Annotated in this window: 11 protein-coding genes and 1 pseudogene; 7 read left to right on the top strand and 5 right to left on the bottom strand. The window is 65.7% G+C overall.

The window, feature by feature from the left end:
• The first annotated feature begins 2,075 nt into the window (after positions 1-2,075).
• Positions 2,076-3,092 carry a hypothetical protein gene (locus ACFVT2_RS35910; RefSeq protein WP_390024970.1) on the top strand — a complete coding sequence of 339 codons (1,017 nt, stop codon included), beginning with the start codon at positions 2,076-2,078 and terminating at the stop codon, positions 3,090-3,092.
• A gap of 647 nt (positions 3,093-3,739) precedes the next feature.
• Here ACFVT2_RS35910 and ACFVT2_RS35905 read toward each other — a convergent pair.
• The 4 genes from ACFVT2_RS35905 to ACFVT2_RS35890 all read right to left on the bottom strand — a co-directional run bounded on the left by ACFVT2_RS35905 (position 3,740) and on the right by ACFVT2_RS35890 (position 9,621).
• A complete protein-coding gene (locus ACFVT2_RS35905; protein ID WP_390024968.1) occupies positions 3,740-4,864 on the bottom strand; it encodes a hypothetical protein in 1,125 nt (374 codons plus the stop codon).
• Positions 4,865-5,421: 557 nt separating this feature from the next.
• The gene (locus ACFVT2_RS35900; RefSeq protein ID WP_390024966.1) at positions 5,422-6,354 is read right to left on the bottom strand and encodes a P63C domain-containing protein; all 933 of its coding nucleotides are present in this window, start codon (positions 6,352-6,354) and stop codon (positions 5,422-5,424) included.
• 737 nt (positions 6,355-7,091) lie between these two features.
• The gene (locus ACFVT2_RS35895) at positions 7,092-8,465 is read right to left on the bottom strand and encodes a hypothetical protein (protein WP_390024964.1); all 1,374 of its coding nucleotides are present in this window, start codon (positions 8,463-8,465) and stop codon (positions 7,092-7,094) included.
• Positions 8,466-9,081: 616 nt separating this feature from the next.
• A complete protein-coding gene (locus tag ACFVT2_RS35890; RefSeq protein ID WP_390025037.1) occupies positions 9,082-9,621 on the bottom strand; it encodes an endonuclease domain-containing protein in 540 nt (179 codons plus the stop codon).
• 921 nt (positions 9,622-10,542) lie between these two features.
• Between ACFVT2_RS35890 and ACFVT2_RS35885 the strand changes: the two genes are divergently transcribed.
• The 5 genes and pseudogenes from ACFVT2_RS35885 to ACFVT2_RS35865 all read left to right on the top strand — a co-directional run.
• The gene (locus ACFVT2_RS35885; protein ID WP_390024962.1) at positions 10,543-10,692 is read left to right on the top strand and encodes a hypothetical protein; all 150 of its coding nucleotides are present in this window, start codon (positions 10,543-10,545) and stop codon (positions 10,690-10,692) included.
• A gap of 536 nt (positions 10,693-11,228) precedes the next feature.
• A complete protein-coding gene (locus tag ACFVT2_RS35880; RefSeq protein WP_390024960.1) occupies positions 11,229-12,671 on the top strand; it encodes a hypothetical protein in 1,443 nt (480 codons plus the stop codon).
• A gap of 328 nt (positions 12,672-12,999) precedes the next feature.
• The gene (locus ACFVT2_RS35875; protein WP_390024958.1) at positions 13,000-13,833 is read left to right on the top strand and encodes a hypothetical protein; all 834 of its coding nucleotides are present in this window, start codon (positions 13,000-13,002) and stop codon (positions 13,831-13,833) included.
• Between the two features lie 433 nt (positions 13,834-14,266).
• Positions 14,267-15,091, top strand: a complete 825-nt coding sequence (locus ACFVT2_RS35870) for a phytanoyl-CoA dioxygenase family protein (RefSeq protein WP_390024956.1) — start codon at positions 14,267-14,269, stop codon at positions 15,089-15,091.
• A pseudogene (locus ACFVT2_RS35865) lies at positions 15,088-15,558 on the top strand (DUF6309 family protein); the annotation flags it as partial. The gene ACFVT2_RS35870 and the pseudogene ACFVT2_RS35865, both read left to right, overlap by 4 nt.
• A gap of 42 nt (positions 15,559-15,600) precedes the next feature.
• Here ACFVT2_RS35865 and ACFVT2_RS35860 read toward each other — a convergent pair.
• Positions 15,601-16,350 carry an SDR family oxidoreductase gene (locus ACFVT2_RS35860; RefSeq protein WP_390024954.1) on the bottom strand — a complete coding sequence of 250 codons (750 nt, stop codon included), beginning with the start codon at positions 16,348-16,350 and terminating at the stop codon, positions 15,601-15,603.
• A 90-nt stretch (positions 16,351-16,440) separates the two neighbouring features.
• On the opposite strand from ACFVT2_RS35860, the gene ACFVT2_RS35855 reads away from it, so the two are divergent.
• Entirely contained in the window at positions 16,441-17,775 is a 1,335-nt protein-coding gene (locus tag ACFVT2_RS35855; protein WP_390024952.1) for an aspartate aminotransferase family protein, read from the top strand.
• Positions 17,776-17,934: the final 159 nt, after the last annotated feature.

Below are 17,934 nucleotides of genomic sequence, written 5' to 3'. Positions count from 1 at the left end.
CTCTTGGCAACCATGCGGGCCATGGTGGCACCTACCTCGGACAGACACATCGGCGTTCTTGTTGTCGTGACGTGGCGCCAGTGCGCAGGGCAGGCCGGTGCACGGCGAGCACGGGCATCCCAGGCAGGAAGGGGTCGACGAGAGTCCCATCAATGCAGACCCAAAAACCACGACAGGAAGGCACGCTGACACGCAACGTCTCGGCATGCGCGCCTGGCTCACCCACCGAGGGGTCTGGACCATTTACCTAGAGCAGCAGTCTTCATCACCGCTGCCTCGACAACTTCGTGAGCCGGTCTCCATAGGCCGCGAAGGTTCAGGCGAATCGCATTTGAGAACGGTTGGCCGCCGCTGCTGAATCCGCGCCAAGTACCGTCCTCCCTGCGACCCCTTGGCCTCATGATGTTGATAAGCCGGTATGCCTCAAGGGCCTGCGTGGCGTCATACACGTCGCGCGACAGCCCAAAAAGGCCGGCCCGTTCCTTCCATGAAATGGATCGATACTCCTCTTTGGAGGCCAACTGGAGGCACATCAAGAAGGCAGCGATCTCACTCTTCGTCAACACATGCACCCACCCCCTCGTGAAGAACTGAAAGGGAATTTTCAGCGTATCTTCGCCGTCACGGGGGACGCGATACTCGACTGCACCCGACGATGAGCTACTGGCATCCTCCGACAGAAGCAGGAAACCTTCGTACCTATTCACCGATCCGGGTTTCCCCAGGTCGACAACATGATTTCGAGCCAGTAGACCGAGAGCCGATCGGAACTGGCGGAGTTTGTTCCGCGTGTAGGACGACGCCTGGGCGGAACTCCCACTAGATTTGGCAGACACGGCAATAAGGTCCAACCAATTCACCGAATCAGGGGTACGACCACTGAGGGGAATCTGATTGCCCCACGCCCGACCCGGGCGGGATTGACAGTGTGCGACAAATAGCGCAGTCAAATGAAACTGAAGCGCCACCCCTTGCGAAACAATAAGGCGCGCCATAGGGGGAAGTATGTGAGACGCAGGGCGCTTGCGTTCGTCTAGTTCGGATCCGAATCTGAGCTGCGCAGGTATGGGAAACGGAGCCCAAAGGTCCACGTCTGGAATATCATGGTTGCGGACATAAGGGGTTCGAATGCGAATTTCTTTGGGTGCGTGGCCGTTGGACCACAGCTTCTCCTCCGCGGCGAGAACCTCCGGGAGCCCCCGCTCCCGGACGAGGACTCTGAGGGTCTCGGCTCGCTTCCTGGCTCTCTGCTGATTCTGCGTCGTCTCCGTCAAAGTCGTCCCCCTACCGCAGGTGATGACGTCTTGGTCCGACCTCTCTCCTTCTCTGCGCGGGCACACGCGCGCGGATAAGTCGGACCAAGACGTCATCGCTGTCCATGCCTGTCCTCCGATGGCCCGCTCAGAATGGTTCCCAGCGAGCACCGCCCGGTGCTCGGAGGCGAGGACGGCAGCGCCGGCAAGCATCCACCGTCCTCGCGCCCAACCACAGCGTTCTGGAGGAACACTGATGCCCACCCAGCCTACGCAACTCGGTGCTGACGTCACAGCGTTCATCGGCGTTCTCGCGGTCGGTGTAGTGCTCATCATGAGTCGGTCGGTCGACGCCGAGGGGATGTCGGTTCTAGCGGCGGCCCTCGGCGGCTTGTACGCCGTCTGGACTGGCCGTTCATCCCGCAACCGCAAGTAAGTAGGAGGTCAGTCCTTCTCGTGCGACGACGCACATTCGAGCTCCGTTGCGGCCCCTTGCACGTGCCCCTTGATCGCGCACCGCTCAAATTGCTGACGCTCGCGAGCACGGTGGCGGCCAGTGTCATGGGAGTAGCGAACTGGTTGCACTGAAAGGCGATCAGGGTGTGCTCCGCAAGCGGAGCACACCCTCGTCCAACGCGCCCTCAAGACGCTATGCTTCGGCCAGGCGACCACGCTCGCCGTTACGTCGGACCTGGGTTCCTCCCGCAGCTACCCAGGGTTGAGGGCGCAAAGTGCCGTCGGGCGCGCGTGATTGAAAACTGTTGTTCCTCCTATGGGGCGCAGTGGGCGGGAGCACTGAGGCACGCCCACCGGGAGCCGGACATGACGCTCGACAGGGATATCGCCACACTCGCACGCCGTATCCGACACGAGTCCGGGGACGTCATCCCCTTCCAACAGGCACGGTTGACCGCCGCGCGCGAGTTGGGCGGGCTGCCCGTCCACACCATGGCGCCCGAGGAGCGGATCCCGCTCCGCGTCCAGTACACCGGGGAGAGCAAAGCCGCCGCCCGATCCGCGATCAGCAGCGGCACCCGCGGACTGGGCCTGGACCACTGCTCGGACAACCAGCGCGCCTTCCGGGCCCTACTAGCGCTCGCGCTTTTCAACGGCAACGTGTACACCGGCCCGACGGCGAGGTGGAACTACTCGGTTGTCGCCTCGTACGACCCGGTGATGTCGCCCCGCAGGGACCAGTTGGTGATGGTGGCGGAGCGCGCCCCGGAGAACGTGGCCACCCGGCTGCTGGCCACCAAGGGGGTCGACTCACGCGGCGTCCCCGGACTACGGCACGAGGTCAGCTACACGTGCCATGGGCAGCGCTCCGTCTGTCTGCGCCATCTGCCGACCGGTGCACTGCTGACCATCACCGGTGACCCGGCCGGGTGCCGGCGCGGCAACAGGCGCAGCCTCGTGCCCCGGCACCCCTATCTCACGCTGGACAACGACCTCACCGCACACGAGCGCCGCGCACTGGCAGCGGTCCCCCCGATCTCGGGGGAAGCGACCACTCTGCTGGCAGGTCTCGTTTCCCGCTACAGCCTGGTTGACCGGCGTGGCCACTGGGCGACCAGTCTGTCCTGGGACCCTCTGGAGCGCCCCGGAGTCGAACGCAGGAAGGAACCAGAAGTGATCCGGCACGGTCCCGTACGTCGGCTCTGGGGCGCCGGCGACTCATGGGAGTTCCGGTGGACCGGCTATCCCGAACCCTGCGACCTGGCTCTGGCACTGACCCACCGGGAGGCCGGGGTCAAGGGCGCGAGATTTACCCGCCACGGTGACACCTACCGGGTGGTGCTGGGCACCGCCTCGCTCGACCTGTGCGACGGGAAGGGCTGATCCATGCCGTTCCTCACCGACCACCCGGATTCCGCACCCGTGCTGGTGGCTGCCGTTGTCCTCGGAGTCCTCCGCTTCATGTTGCCCAAGGATTCTCGCCATCGCCTGGAGCTGTGGAAGGCCGTCCTCGAACACCGACGTCAGCGCTGGCAGGTGACGGAGCGCCGCCGCAAGATCGGAAGGTCCGGCAAGACGGGCCAACCGGCCCCTCCTGCTGAAGCGGAGCGAGACGACGGTCACCGATCAGCTCGGCGAGGGCGAGTACGGGACTGAGGCCCGGGAATGAGGCTGACGCCGCGGCCCCGTTGCACGAGCTAGGTGCCGGTCTGCAAACAGCAGGAGGCCCCTCAGCGACCAGCCTGGCACCTCTGCCACCCCGCCGTCCGATCGGCTGAGGTTCACGGCCGGAGAAGAGCGGCAGCCTTCGGCGCATCGTGGGAGCCATCTGGGAGCCGACCCGCTCCCCAAACCCTCCCGAAACCACGTGAGGCCCATCGATCCCAACACCCTGACCTGCGGGAAAGCCAAACAGGCGGGTCTCGATCTTGCCCGAACCTCATTCGGGTCGAAGAGGTCGTGGGCTCAAAGGCCCCGTCGCAGCGGCTGCTCTGCCTCGTGGCCACCAACCAGTACCTGTTCTCCCTCGCTCAGCGCTCCTGAGCGAAGGGGTCATCCACTACGTAGGGATGGACGTACCGGCCGTCGTTGAACGGCTTGAACCAACTCGCCAGCCCCATGGGCGCGACACCGAGGTACTCGCCCACCGGACTCTCGTCGATGCCGTCCTTCGAGTCGTCGTACAACCACTCGTGGTCCATGTCTTCGTAGACCATCGCGGCAAAGCACTCCAGAGCCGACGAGACCCCCTCATCGAGGAGACCGAACGTTTCGAGGGTCACCTCGGCCCGGTCGAGAAGGAGCTTCAGTACCAGCTCCTCCGCTACACAGCCCAGTTGCTGGAAGCTGCCCTCGGTGAAGCGTGTGGTCAGGGCAACGGCCGTCACCAGGAAGCGCCGGCCGAAACGGGCGTCGTATTGAAGGGCATCGCGCGGAGGCAGTTCATCGAGCAGCCACATCGGCCGGTTGCACTCAGCAACATTCATCTCCTCTGCGGCCAGTGCGTACGCATCCTGGAACAGCTCGTCCAAGAGGACATCCGTCGCCCACACCAACGCCCCGGCCGCCAGCTCTGCATCATCGACCGACACCCGGGAGCCGTAATCGGCGAGGTCGCCGTCCTTGTCCTCCTCATCGGGAGCGCCGAAAATCTCCGGCCCGAAGGCCCGCAGCTGGCTGGCCATGGAGCGCATCCTGCATTGCGCCGCCTCGGTATCGACGGCGTCGCTCGTCGCGCCGACGGCGGTATCGCCAGCGGCCGACTCGATCAGTCGGGCACGCCGCGAGGCGAGATCGTCCGGCGGGGCATCCGGGCCGTCGGCCGCCTCCAGGCTCTCGTTCGCGAGGTCGGGGTGCAGCTCGACCTCACACCGCTCGACCGTCCAGTCGCCGAGCAGTGCCGAGCGCTCAAGCAGCCCCTCCACCAGCGCACGAACCGCCTCCTCGGCGAACTCCAGCGCCGGCGCGTCCACGAACACCTTCAGTAGTGCACCGCCGGGATGGACGCCGACCCACGTGTCGGCAATCTCCACTTCCACACCGTCCGGACCGTCGATCGACTCGACCGAGTCGAAGCTCTGCTCCAGGAGCGCCCCGGCACCGACCCGCTGCAGCTCGTCCATCTCCGGAGCGCCGCTCGCGATCTGCGTATCCACTGTCACTGCGTACGTCACGCCGCCCAGCCTTGCAGGACAAGCCACCACTTGCGGCAGCAATGCCGACTTCGAACCATCCTTGCGCGCACCCGCCGAGCAAAGTCTCGGGTACAGCGCGATCCCCTTCAGCGGCCCCCGCCGTGCCACTACAGTGCCAGACAGAGCGGTAAACGGCGGTCAACGAGAGCCGCGGATGATCACCATGGTCTACTCAGGGCATGCGGGCCGAATGCCCTAGATATGCCCGGGGATGGCGCCTATTACCTGGCCCCACCCAGGCAGAGGCAGCGACCTGACTGCCTCAAGAGCCCTTAAATTTCATGTGCGAAGCAGCCGTCCAGCTCCGCACATGAATACCCGACAGGCTGACGCAGTGACCGCCGGGGGTGCGCTCGGCTATTGCCCCGCCATCTCAACTCTGCGCAGGCGAAGCCTGATGGGTAGACGACTACGTCCTTGCCTACTGGCTACCTCGTTGGATGGCGCAACCTGACCCACAGAAGTAGTGCCCCAGGTCCTGCCCAGCGCCGACGCCCGCCATGGGCAGCCACCCATCGCTATTCAGGTGACAAGGGTAGCCGCATCTGAGGCTCCGGAAACGCCCGGGAGAACAATTCTTCAAACTCGCATCGATCTTTCGAAATCCTCATCAGCATGATGACGTGGGAAATCTGCTTGTCAAGATGAGCGTTGCCCGTGTTAGCGGTAAGATGCTGGTGATGCTTATGTCGGCGATACCCATTCCCCTGACGGGGGTTGATGCGCTCCAGTTCCTCCAGGATCCCGTTCGGCAAGTGTCTATAGATGTACCTGTTTACCAATTTCCCTACGTACGGAGTCCTCTTTGATGTTCCGGGCTTGTACTCCCAACCCTGAAGTCGATAGATTTGCTCGAAGAACTCGTCTGGAAATGTCTTGAGCCAGGGGCGGAACTCAGCCGTCACATAGGCTTCGAGGATCTTTTGCAGCTCCCTGCGCGCACGGACCTCCTGATAGCCCGTCGCTTCGTCGACAAGGGCGATGATTCCCAACCTCGCCAAGCCTCGAACGAGAGTCTCTGCCGCTTCAGCGGCCGGCTCCTGACTCTTCAGCAACACCCCATTCCGGCGAGCTTCCAGGTAGACCTCGCAGATTTCCGGAAGAACACTCGCCGGGTATCCGAGTGCACGGACACCGGAAGGCATTCGGTAGCGGATTGGGTCGCTCAGAACTTCTTTGAGCGTGGGAGAGATATGGGCACTTAGGTTGGCAGCGAGTAGGATGGTTCCGGTATCACCACCTTTCGGCCGCCTATTCCTTCCGAGCGCCGACAGTATGGCACTTTGATTGATTACTCGAATTCCCCCGTCAAGAACCGCGCATGCGACCCGAGTGTTCCCAATCTCAAGATCTCCTGCATGGGTCGCTTGAGCGCTTCGCACCTGCACTTCGACGCCAGAGGCGACAGAGAGCAATTCTTGAGCGCCGCCCTCCGAGTCATGGAGCTCCAAACTCAACACCTTCGCCTCTCCAGAAACGTAGCCCTCCTGGGCAGGACACGGGGGATTATGGCGAAGGAAGCACCACGTGCACACCACAAGACAGATCATTTATCGATTTCGATCATTTTCTGCCGATCTTGCACTAAATCACCTCACTGCTTGCGTGGATTGTGTCAGCGCAAGGTTGTCCTGATGAGCTCGCGGGCTGGCCCTCCCTGGGGCAGATCGACAGGCAGTGCTGAAAAGCGGGGCGTCGGTCGCCTACTTCGTCGTTGTTCGGCCTGGTACTCGTCAGGCGCGCCCTGGGCGCAGGGGCGGGAGGCAACCAGGCGGGAGGATAACCACGTCACCTCCGCGCGATTAATGATCAGGTCGTCGACGGTGATCATCCCGTCCATCATGCTGCCAACGCGGATCGAGTGGTCGCCTATCAGCCCGCGCCTTTTGCCTCGCTTTGAAACTCGCAAAGCTTAGGCTCGGATAGATAAAGAAGCTCTCGCAATTCCCCTTCTTTGTGTTATGGGCATCTCAGAATGTCACAGCACCCGCTCAGTACAAGGCGATCGGAGGTACCGCTCCCCACGGCGGGGCAGTGGTTCATGACGTCGTGGCACACAGGCACGCGAGATCCACGACCTATCCTCCGACGACGAGACGAAAGCAGGCCCTCCCCCACGTAAGAGGCTGCGGTCTTGATGTCCGCACACCCTTCATCGGCGGGTGCGCCGGCCTCGCCTTCGGGAGCGCTACCAGTGTCCGTGCCATGCTCCGTCAGCTCTCCCTCGATCGAGCGCCACCGGAGGAACCCATAGGCGTACCCCACTGCCACCACCGGTCACCAGGAGACGGCTGTCGGGTGAGTAGGCAATCGTCGTGACTGGCGCGGTGTGACTCTTCAGGGGCTCGCCCATACGCGTGTTTGTCGTCGTGTCCCAGACCTGCACGGTGGTGTCCTCACTAGCCGTGGCCAGATACTGGCCGTCCGGTGAGAAGGCTACGGTCGTGACGGGGCCGGAATGGCCCGCAAGAGGGCTACCAGACTCCTTCCGGGTGGCTGCATCCCAGAGCCTTACGGTGGTGTCCTCGCTCCCCGTGGCCAGGTATCGGCCGTCCGACGAGAAAGCCATGGCTGTGACCGGGGCTCGATGCCGGCCGACCTCGCTGTCGAAATCCTCGCCATCGGCCACTTCCCACAGGCGTACCCTTCCGATCTCCCCACTCGCAACGGCCAGTCGGCCGCTGGGAGAGAACGCCGTAGCCGTAGCGGTGTACCCCGCGCCTATCCGCTTCCCGACCCTGCGTGGATGCGCAGGGTCAGTGACATCCCACACCCGTAGGGTCTTTCCAGCCGTGACCATGTGATGCCCGTCAGGAGCAAAAACTACGGTGCGCAGCCCCTCCTGGCCGGTCAATGCCTTACTCACCCGCGTGCGGGTATGCATGTCCCACAGCCATGTGGTCCCATTGGAGCTGCCGGCTGCGAGTAGGCCCCCATCTGGCGAAAACGCCAAGGACACGAGGAAATGGTTGAGCCGCTTGCCGAGTTCACCGGCAGGGTCGTCCCACGAAGCGGCCTCTGCGGTGAGGTGCCACAGTCGTACGCGCCCGTGGTAATCGACTGCCAGCACACGCCCATCCGGAGAGAACGCAACAGCATGGTTGCCAACCCACTGCTCCTGCTGCAGCGGACTGATCTCCACTCCTCGTCCCTGACTCAGGGCACTCAGCATCACACGGGCAGCCAGCCCGCCGTCTGGTGCAAGAGACCGACCAGCCACAGGGGCATCCCGACCGCCCCGTTTTCGACGGTTCTTCTGCTCAGTCTCCAGCTCCTTGAGGCGCTGCCAGCGTTCACGCCACTCCGCCAGCCGCTCGTCATGGTATGACGCCGGTCTCCCGTCGCAGGCCAGCAACACACGGACTAGGGCCATGTAGAAGTCATACGTGGGCAGCCTTTTGCCGCTAAGGATCTCGCTGACACCAGACGGCGACAACGGCCGGTTCTTGGGTGCACGCGCCGCGATGTGCGCGAGGGTGGGGCCACCGTGTTCGATACGGAGTCGCCGCAGGTCCTTGGCCCATTCTTCTAACTCCGCCTGAAATTCGCCGTTGTACTCCATGGCCGCCCTTCATCGATGAATCACCATGCTAGGGCGGCACTGACGAAGTTCCCCGAAGGTACACAAAAAACGACGTAGGTTGCCGAAGAAACATGAAACTCCCTTAGTCGAGGGCGTCTTCATGACTAAGTCCGGATACATCTGGGTCCCTTCGCGCTGCTGTGGCCCGCCCTCGCCTCGGCGGTGCACTGGGTGCATGACGACAAAATCGAACGATCCCCAGAGCCGAGCTGCTCGCGTCCGAGCCCTGTTCCGCCGATCGATGCTCCGCCAAATGACCTCAGCAGCCGGCAGACTCCGCGAGCTGGCTACCCACGCTCTTGAGGGCATCGCCCTCGGCGTCGGCCAAGCCATCGTGATCTGGTTGGAAACCTGGTTCCGCGGCCAGTGAGCGAGCCGGGCCAGCCGTTTGAACCAGCTGCAGCGTCATGCGTAACCACCCGATGTCCAGCTGCCTCCGGACATCGGAAGGGGGAGGGTATGCCAGCGGACGACATCAACGTCCGCACCGGCAGGCGGCGGGACAGACGCCGCGCCTTGAGCCAGAACAAGGCGGCACCACCGATCAACGCGGTGGTGCCGCCACATGTTGAGTCCCCGTCCTCGCAGGCCCCGTTTAACAGCGGATGACGTCCAACCCCTCAGCTTGTAGCCGTGGTTCCATATTCGAGGACTCTGGCGTGCTGTTGAGCGGCCGACCCGAGCGCCAGCCTGCGAAGGAGCCGTCACGTGACCGTACGCCCCGTAGATCACCAAGTAACAGCACGGCTGCCTCTGGCCTGTGTGCTGGAGGATCGGCTAGGTAGGCGTTGACGTGGTCCCAGGTTTGCAGGTCGGCCGTGAGGTTCTCGTACCACGCCAACCCTCGGGCGTTGCAGTCCCGGCACAGTAGTCCTCGTACACATCGCCCGCACGACGACTGGCCAGGACAGCAGGCGTGATCGTGATCGATATGCCACCAGGACGGCCCTTCCATCGAGCCGTCGCCACCAAGTTCGCGGCACAGCGGACAGGTGTCATCCTGGGCTCTGAGGATCGCATTGACGCGTGCAAGCGTCAGTCCGTGCCGGCGCGCTTGCCGAACGGCGTTGCGGCACTGTGGACATATCTCCCCCCTGGGACCTGCATCGATTCGCCATAAATTGCCTAGACACACCACGCATGGCTCACCCAAGGTGTCGACCCACGCGTAGAACTCTTCGCCGGTTTCCCAATCCACAGCCGCAGGCTAGACGCCGCCACTGACACTCAGCGGACCGTGGCCCACTGCGGAGGAGCCTCCGAAGCCGTACCGCGGTCCCCAGCTGCCGAAGATATGGGCCTTCTCCAAAGTCCTGGCTCATAGCTGCTCAACCCGTGTAACGAGCCGGGCCACCCGGCACGCCCCGTCACACAAGCAACCCCCCGTACCGTCGGCAGCAGCATGCGAAACCACACCCACGATCTAGCCCTATGAAATCGCTCCTTACGAGCCGTGGCGACCGCCGTGCCAGTGTCGTGCCAGATAGACCGGTAAACAACGGTCCCCCAGGGGCAGAGATTCACGCGGGCGCCACTCCACTCGCTACGGCGTCTTCGCAGGTCAGACAGGCATTGGACACCCGAAAGCCCCCTGATTCCCAAGCTCAGAGCGCGGGTTCGATTCCCATCACCCGCTCCATAACGAAGGCCCTGGTCGGAGACCGGGGCCTTGTTTGTTGTCTGGGCCTCTTCGGGGTCGACATGCCCTCCGCGTGCCCCATCTCGCCACAATGCCTCCTGGATATGGGGCCTTTGGTGTCTTCATTGCGCCTCCGACGGGCTCTCGTCGGCCACTCGGGCCTGGACCGCCTGCGGCGCTTCCTGTCTCGCGGCGTGTGGGACCGCGACCGGGTGCGCGGCCGGCTGATGGTGTGGACGGATGGCTAACTCGCCGACCATGACACCGTGTTGGTCGTGGATGAGACAGGCAAAGAGAAGTCCTCCGCGGAGGCGGTCGGAGCCGCCCGCCAGTACTCCGGCGGGTCGAGGAGGACTTCCATACTGGCAAGGGCCTCGCAGGACGGGACCAGGGAAGGTCACCTGCCGGAACTCCTGGATGCGCTGGAGCCTGATCAGGCTGCCGGCCGCTGCCGGCTCCACCGCCACCAGCGCCCGCACCAACGGTGCCGCCACGAACATGCCCGAGTTCGTTCTGGTCAGCGCCCGTGAACGGGTCCGGCTCCTGCGGGCCACCATCCTTCCGTAGCCCCGCCGCGACCTGCTCCACGTCCTGCGCTGGTCCGCCTGGCGCCGCCATCACCAGCATCGGGCCGCCGCCCGCCACCAACGCTGGAACAACGTCACCGCGGGAGCGACGACCTGGCCCCAGGAGATCCAGCACTGCAACTGCCGTGTCTGTTGGGCGTGAAGACCGTCTGGCCGCTTACGCGGTATCGGCCCATTCGATATCAAGTAAGCCGGTCATCATTTCTCAATTGTAGTTGTGAGTGTCTGGCCTTCGGCAGGTCCAGGAATGTCAACAGGGTTACGCGATAGGCTCAACAGGCAGATCCGCTCTGGCCCGTCGACCCCACCTGGTTTTCGCGGTGGGCCGGCGAATTCCGTAAATATCATTGAGGATTGACGCCTCTTCCCTGGAATGGTCGGCGGTTTGGACAGTTCACACGGTCGCTGTTGAGCCTTCCGGGTGCAATTTCGCGGCTGCTGTCATGTCTTATCGGGTGCGGTGCTGTTGGGTGTTGAAGTTTGCGGGAAAGCTCTGCGCTCGAATTGGAGGATTTCGTGCAGGTAGCCAGAATCGTGCAGGCCGCTCTGGTGGCCCTGGCGGTGAGTGGGGTGGCCTCCGTCGGCTCCGCTGCCTACGCCGAGGGCGGGGGTGACGGTCATGGCGCCTCCGTCCACGGCGGATTCACCGGGGTCGGCCTGTCCCAGCAGAACACTGCTCAGGCGCACAGGCAGAACAACAACTGCTTCCAGCACAACAGGCTGTTCGGGCAACCTGCTCTGACAGGGAGCCGGCCGGTGTCGCACTGTGTGACCGCTGACGCCTCCATCAACAAGCACGCCGTGGTCGTCGGTCGCGGTGCTCACGCAGTCGGCGGCTCCAGCACGGTCACCGAACTGGCGCAGCAGAACACAGCACAGCGCGGTCGGCAGAACAACAACTGCGGCCACGTCAGCGCTTCCCAACTCGTGGTGACCGGGGGGTTGGTGCACAGCCACTGCGCCGACCTGGACCGGTCCCGCAACAAGCACACCCTGGTCAAGGGAGGCGGCGCCCGTACGGCGGGCGGCTCCGGCGTCATCGGCGACACGTTCCAGGAGAACGCTGCGCAGGAGGGGCGGCAGAACAACAACTGCGCCGACAGCAACAGTTCGATTTTGACCGTGATCGGGGGCCGGCTAGCGGGCCGCTGCGCCAACGTGGACCGCTCCCGCAACAAGGGCACCGTGGTCAAGAGCGGCGGCGCCGACGCTGAGGGCGGCTCCAGCGTGGCCAACTTCGCCGACAACCAGAACACGGCGCAGGACGGTCGGCAGAACAACAGCTGCGGCAATCCGAGCGACACCACTCTCAAGGTGACGGGGAGCCGCGTAGCGGGCCGCTGCGCCAATGTGGACGGTTCCCGCAACAAGCACTCCGTGTTCAAGAGCCGTGGCGCCCATGCCGAAGGCGGCTCCGCCACCGGCGCCGTGAGCCAGCAGACCACAGCGCAGACGGGCCGGCAGAACAACAGCTGCGCCGAACCGGAGGACTCGACGCTCAACCTCACCGGGGCACTGGCGCAGAGCAGCTGCACCAACGTGGACCGCTCTCGCAACAAGCACCACCTGGTCAGGCGCGGCGGCGCCGAAACCGAAGGGGGCACCAGCCTCACGGCCGCCCTGAACCAGCAGACCACAGCGCAGACGGGCCAGCAGAACAACAACTGCGCCAGGGCCAACGACACGACCATCACGCTCACCGGGAGCCGGGCCCGCAGCCGCTGCGCGACGGTGGACCGTTCCGTCAACGCCGGCGGCGCCGATGTCAGCGGCGGTGCGGAAACCGAGGGCGGCTCCGGCCTCGCGGCCGTGAACCAGCAGAACACCGCCCAGGACGGCAGCCAGAACAACAACTGCAGCAACCCCAACGCTCTGAATCTGAGCCTCTCGGGCAGCCGCAGTCGCACCCAGTGCGTGGCCGTCGACGAGTCCAAGAACATTCACAGCGTCTACCGCTGATCAGTGCAACACCGCCTGCTGCCGAGGCCCGCCTTTTTTACGCATCGGCTTCTGCCGCGCAGGTGAAACGCTGTCGATAATCGACGGCCTGCGTGACCTCGCCGGGAATCACGCAGGCCGTCGTCGTGTTCGGCGGACACCCGACAATTCAGGACCGTGCGCGATGCCCCGAACCGCCTAACCGACCGTGACTTTCCGCACCAAATACACGTTCCCGTCCATGATGGCAGCCGCTATGCGGCACTCATACGGGCAGGACACGGTTCGGCTATCAGCAGGAGAGAACACGATGCAGCGAAGAAGCCAACACAGCGCAGACGGCACGGGAATGCGAAGGCTCCGCGCAGCGGCGGTCGCGGTGCTGGCCGCGGGTGCTCTGGCCTGCGCGGGCAATGCCGGCGCATTCGCCGACGTCATCAAAGGGGATCCGTTCAGCGGCCGAAAGCACATCGACCAGGACGGTAAGCAGAACCTGGACTGCGGAAACTCCGCCCGCCTGATCCGGATCAATCTCTTCAGGACCGTGCACCGGGAGAAGGTCTGCGTCGACACCGACGGCCACACCCACCGCCGCAGCCACCACCACGGCGGCGCCGAGGCGCAGGGCGACACCACCATCGGCCCTCAGTTCAACACCGCCCAGTCGGGCAAGCAGAATCTCTTCTGCGGCAACTCCGCGGACGTGATCACCGTGAACATCGCCGGGACCATCAACCAGGACACCACCTGCGCCGCCTTGGCCCGCGGCCGCCACCACGGGCGCGACGGCCACCACGGGCGCGACCACCACCCCCGCGACGCCCGAGCCCTCGGTGGCACCGCGATCGGAGGACAGGTCAACACCGCCCAGACCGGCAAGCAGAACCTGTACTGCGGCAACTTCTTCGACACCGCCACCATCAACGTGCTCGGTACCGTCCGCAAGCACGTCACCTGCCTGGCCGCCGACCGCCCCCACGGCCACGGCTCCGGGATCGTCCACCGCGGCCATGCCCTGGCCGACGCCGGACAGGTCGCCGGATCCGTGACCAACACCGCCCAAAACGGGCGCCAGAACCAGACTTGCGGCCAATCCGGCATCGGCCTCGACCTGCCGCTCGGCGAGGTCAAAAGGGACACCCGCTGCTCCGTCCACGACGGCTCCCACGCCGGGAGACGGTGACCATTCCCCGCCTCCCCCGCGCCATCGGCTCAGGGGCCTGACGGCTCGGTACGCGAGGGAGGCCGGGGCATGCCGGCCTGGCGGATTGGCTGGTGGGTGATCAGGCGGGGGATCAGCAGGCCGTGCGCCGGGCGGGCACCAGTTCGGTGCTCGTCCGGCGCCGGTTCGGCCTGCGGGCGGTGCTCGGCACCGGCGACGCTCCAGCGTGAGCTTCCGGCCGTAGATCCGAACCTGGCTGGGTGATCTGTTCCTACAGGCGTCATCCGCTCCGGCCTGGAGGTGTCCCGCGCGCGGCTGTGACCCCGGCACGTTCAGTGCGCCTTTCTGGCCATTCACCCCGTCATGCGCATGACGCATATCGGCCTTGGATAAGAAACGCCGAGCACTGTGGCGTCCATGGGGCAACATCCGAGTGAACCGGGGGTTCCGACACGTGAGTGGCACGCGTGCCAATGAGGTTCGGATCGAAGACTTCGCCGAGGACGGCTTTCTCGTCCTTCCCGGATTCCTGTCGGCGGACCTCGTCGACCGCCTCGCTCCGGAGGTCGACAAGTGGGTGGAGACAGGCTGGCGTCAGAAGTCCATCGATGCCTGTCTGCGTTCCGGTGCCGAGTCGCCGCAGGTGGTCGAGGTGGACCTGGAGGCGCACGGCGAGCTCGCGGTGTACCCGCCGCTCATGGACCTGCTCGGCCACCCCGACCTGTTGGGGGAGTCCTTCGTCTTCCACCACCTGCACAGCGACCGGCGGCCGGCCGGGGGAGCCGGCAAGAGCTGGCACCACGACTACGAGCAACGGCCGCAGCGCGACCGCCGATTACCGATGATCCACGCCCTGCACTACATAGGCGGACTCAAGCCAGAGCTGGGTGGCTTGGCCGTGCTGCCGGGCTCGCACCGGGAAGTCGCGGAGAAGGACGCCCACAGCCACCTGGGGACGGCGGTCCTGCCGGGCGAGGTGCTCATCGACGACTTGCCTGCCGGGTCCACCGTCGTACTCCACTCGGCGCTCTTTCACACCCGCCGGGCCGCGTCAGCGCCGCAGCCGAACGCGGGGCCGCGTTACATGATCGACGGCTCGTACTGCCGTACGGGCACGCTGTGGCCGCCGGTCAAGCCGTACTGGCGGCAGGTGCTGGGAGTGGCGCGCTCGCGCGGTCTGGACGCAGGACGTCCGGAGCTGTTCGCCGAACGGCACTTCGGCGAGTACGAAGGCAAGCACGAAGGCGAGTACCACGAGGCGGGAAGGCGCAGCGGATGAGAATTCTGGGAGCGGTCCGGTTCGACACGGTCATCGGCCACTTCGCCCAGGAGCACCCCTTCGACGCCTCCGATCAGGCCAACACCAACGACGAGGCGGAGGGGCACATCCGCAACGGGCAGGGGGAGTTGGGCGGCGGCTGGCATCAGGTGCTGCTGGCGGGTCCGGAAGTGCGCGGTGTGGTGCTCCCCTGGCACCTGGGGGAGGACGGGGAGGTGGAGCTCGTCCCCAAGTCGGGGCTGACGGTGGCCGCGGCGGCGGAGCGACTGGCGGCGTTGGGCGCCTCGTACGCGCGCTCCAACCCGTTGTGCGCGTTCAAACTCGCCCGGCAGAGCACGGCCCCCCGCCGCCCGTTGTTCCTGAGTACCCGGCCCGTTTCGGGACCCGACTACGAAGGCTTGGCCGTCCGCGAGGGGTTGATCCATCTGGACGGGCTGCACCGCATGCTCGCCTGGGAACAGGCCGGGCAGCTGGTGCCCGGCAACTGGTTCCCCGCCTATGTGGCCGGGCTATCCCCGGCCCACGTAGGGCATGGCGCTGGGCATGACCAGGACGGACTGGATGTTCACCCCGGGCGGCAGAGCGGCCATGGTGCGCACCATGTCGACGACGTGCCGCACGTCCATGGTGGGTTCGACCCGCCGTGACCCGTCGGCCTGTAGGACCGCCGGCTGGGGGCGGTCCTCCGGGGTGACGTTGCCGATGTCGATCTGGCCGCAGGAGATGTCGTGGCGGCGGCCGTCCAAGGACAGCGAGCGCGTCATCCCCGCGACCGCGTGCTTGGCCGCGGTGAACGCGAGGGAGTCCGGCCGGGGCGCCTGAGCGGAGGGCGCTCCGTTGTTGATGATCCGCCCACCGCGCGGGGTCTGCTCCTTCATGACGCGGAAGGCGGCGCGGGAACACAGGAAGGTCCCGGTGGCGATGGAGTCCATCACGCGGTGCCAGTCCTCGACGCGCACGTCCTCCGTCGGGGTGTAGGGCATGACGTCGGCAGCGTTGTTGAACAGCAGGTCCACCCGCCCGAACCGTTCCACGACGGACCTGAACAGGTCGTCCACCGCGGTGGGATCGGTGATGTCGGCGGGGAACGGGACCGCGCGGTCACGGCCGGCGGCGGGCGTCAGCGCCGCCGTCTCCTCCAGCGGCTCCTTGCGCCGGCCCACCAGGGTCACCGTCCAGCCGTCCGCCAGCAGACCGAGCGCACACGCCCGCCCGATCCCGCTGCCCGCCCCGGTGACGACCGCCGTCTTCCCCGTCACGTCCCACCCGTCCTCTCCTCAAGCGATCCCCTGTGTACGAAGGGCTCTCCGAACGTGCCCAAGCACCCCTCTCCCAAACAGGAGGCACATATGACCGGCCAGATAAGGGCGTTGGGCGGAACCGACGCCAGTCGCACCTGGTTCGACCGGGCCCAGGCATCGCTGGCGGGCGGCATCAGCTCCTCCTCCAGACTGACCTCGACCGGCCCGCACCCCTATCCGCTCTACATCGCCAGTGGGTCCGGTACGCGCATCCGGGACGTCGACGGCAACGAATACCTCGACTACCTCATCTCCTACGGCAGCGCGATCCTGGGCCATGCCGCCCCGGAGCTCACCGAGGCCCTCACCGCCGTCCTCGGCACGGGCGCGATGTTCGGCACCTGCAACACCGCCGAAGTGGAACTCGCCGAGCTGATCTGCGAGATGGTGCCCTGTGCGGAGCTCGTCCGGTTCGCCAACTCGGGAAGCGAGGCGGTGCAAGGGGCCGTGCGTGCCGCCCGTGGGTACACCGGGCGCTCGAAGATCCTCAAGTTCGAGGGCCACTACCACGGGTGGTCCGACACCCTGGCCATCTCCAATCGCCCCGGCACCTCAGAGGCCGGCCCCTACGCCACGCCCCACCCCGTACCCCACTCCCCGGGCATTCCGGCCGGGGTCGTCGACGACGTGGTCGTCTGCCCGTGGAACGACCCCACGGCGCTCCGCACCCTCCTGGACGCCCACCGGGGGGAACTCGCGGCGGTCATCTGCGAGCCGATCGTCGCCAACAACGCCTGCACCATGCCCGATCCGGGCTATCTCGACCTGCTGCGGGAGGAGTGCACGGCACGCGGGATCGTGCTCGTCTTCGACGAGGTCTGCACCGGATTCCGCACCGGTCCCGGAGGCGCCCAGGCGCTGTTCGACGTCGTGCCCGACCTCGCCGTCTTCTCCAAGGCGCTGGGCGGCGGCCTGCCGATCGCCGCGTTCGCCGGGCAGCGCCACGTGATGGAACCTCTGGCGCGAGGGGACGTCAAGCACGGCGGCACCTACAACGCCTCGCCGCTGTGCGCGACGTCCGCACTGGTCACCCTGCGCCACCTCAGCCAGCCGGGGGTCGCCAAGCACATCGAGGACAGCGGCCAGCGGCTCATGGAGGCGATCCGCCGTGCCGCCCACGACCGCCGCGTCCCCTGCGCGGTCCAGGGCGTCGGCGCCATGTTCCAGACCGTCTTCACCCCCGACGGCACGCCCACGCGCCAGTACCGCGAGCTGCTCCGCACCGACCAGGCCCGCTACCACGCCTTCCGCCACGAACTCCTCAAACGCGGGGTCCACGCCAACGCCTTCGCCATGGCCTGCTGGTTCGTCCCCGCCGCAGTCACCGACGACGATCTGGACGCCACGTGCGAGGCCGTGGAAGAAGCCTTCAGCACGCTGTGACCAGCCGACATCGGGCCTCGGCGTCGGGCACCGGCGAACCCACCCCGACTGGCGCGGCACCCAACCCACCGGAACCAGACACTCAGGTCAGGGGTCTTCGTGGTGGTCAGTTGGCGATGCCGACCGGGTGGACCGTGATGTTCTCGTCGTAGGGGCCGG

It is taken from the genome of Streptomyces sp. NPDC058000, from assembly GCF_042886435.1.
GTDB lineage: Bacteria > Actinomycetota > Actinomycetes > Streptomycetales > Streptomycetaceae > Streptomyces.
This window is presented reverse-complemented; position numbering and strand designations above follow the sequence as displayed.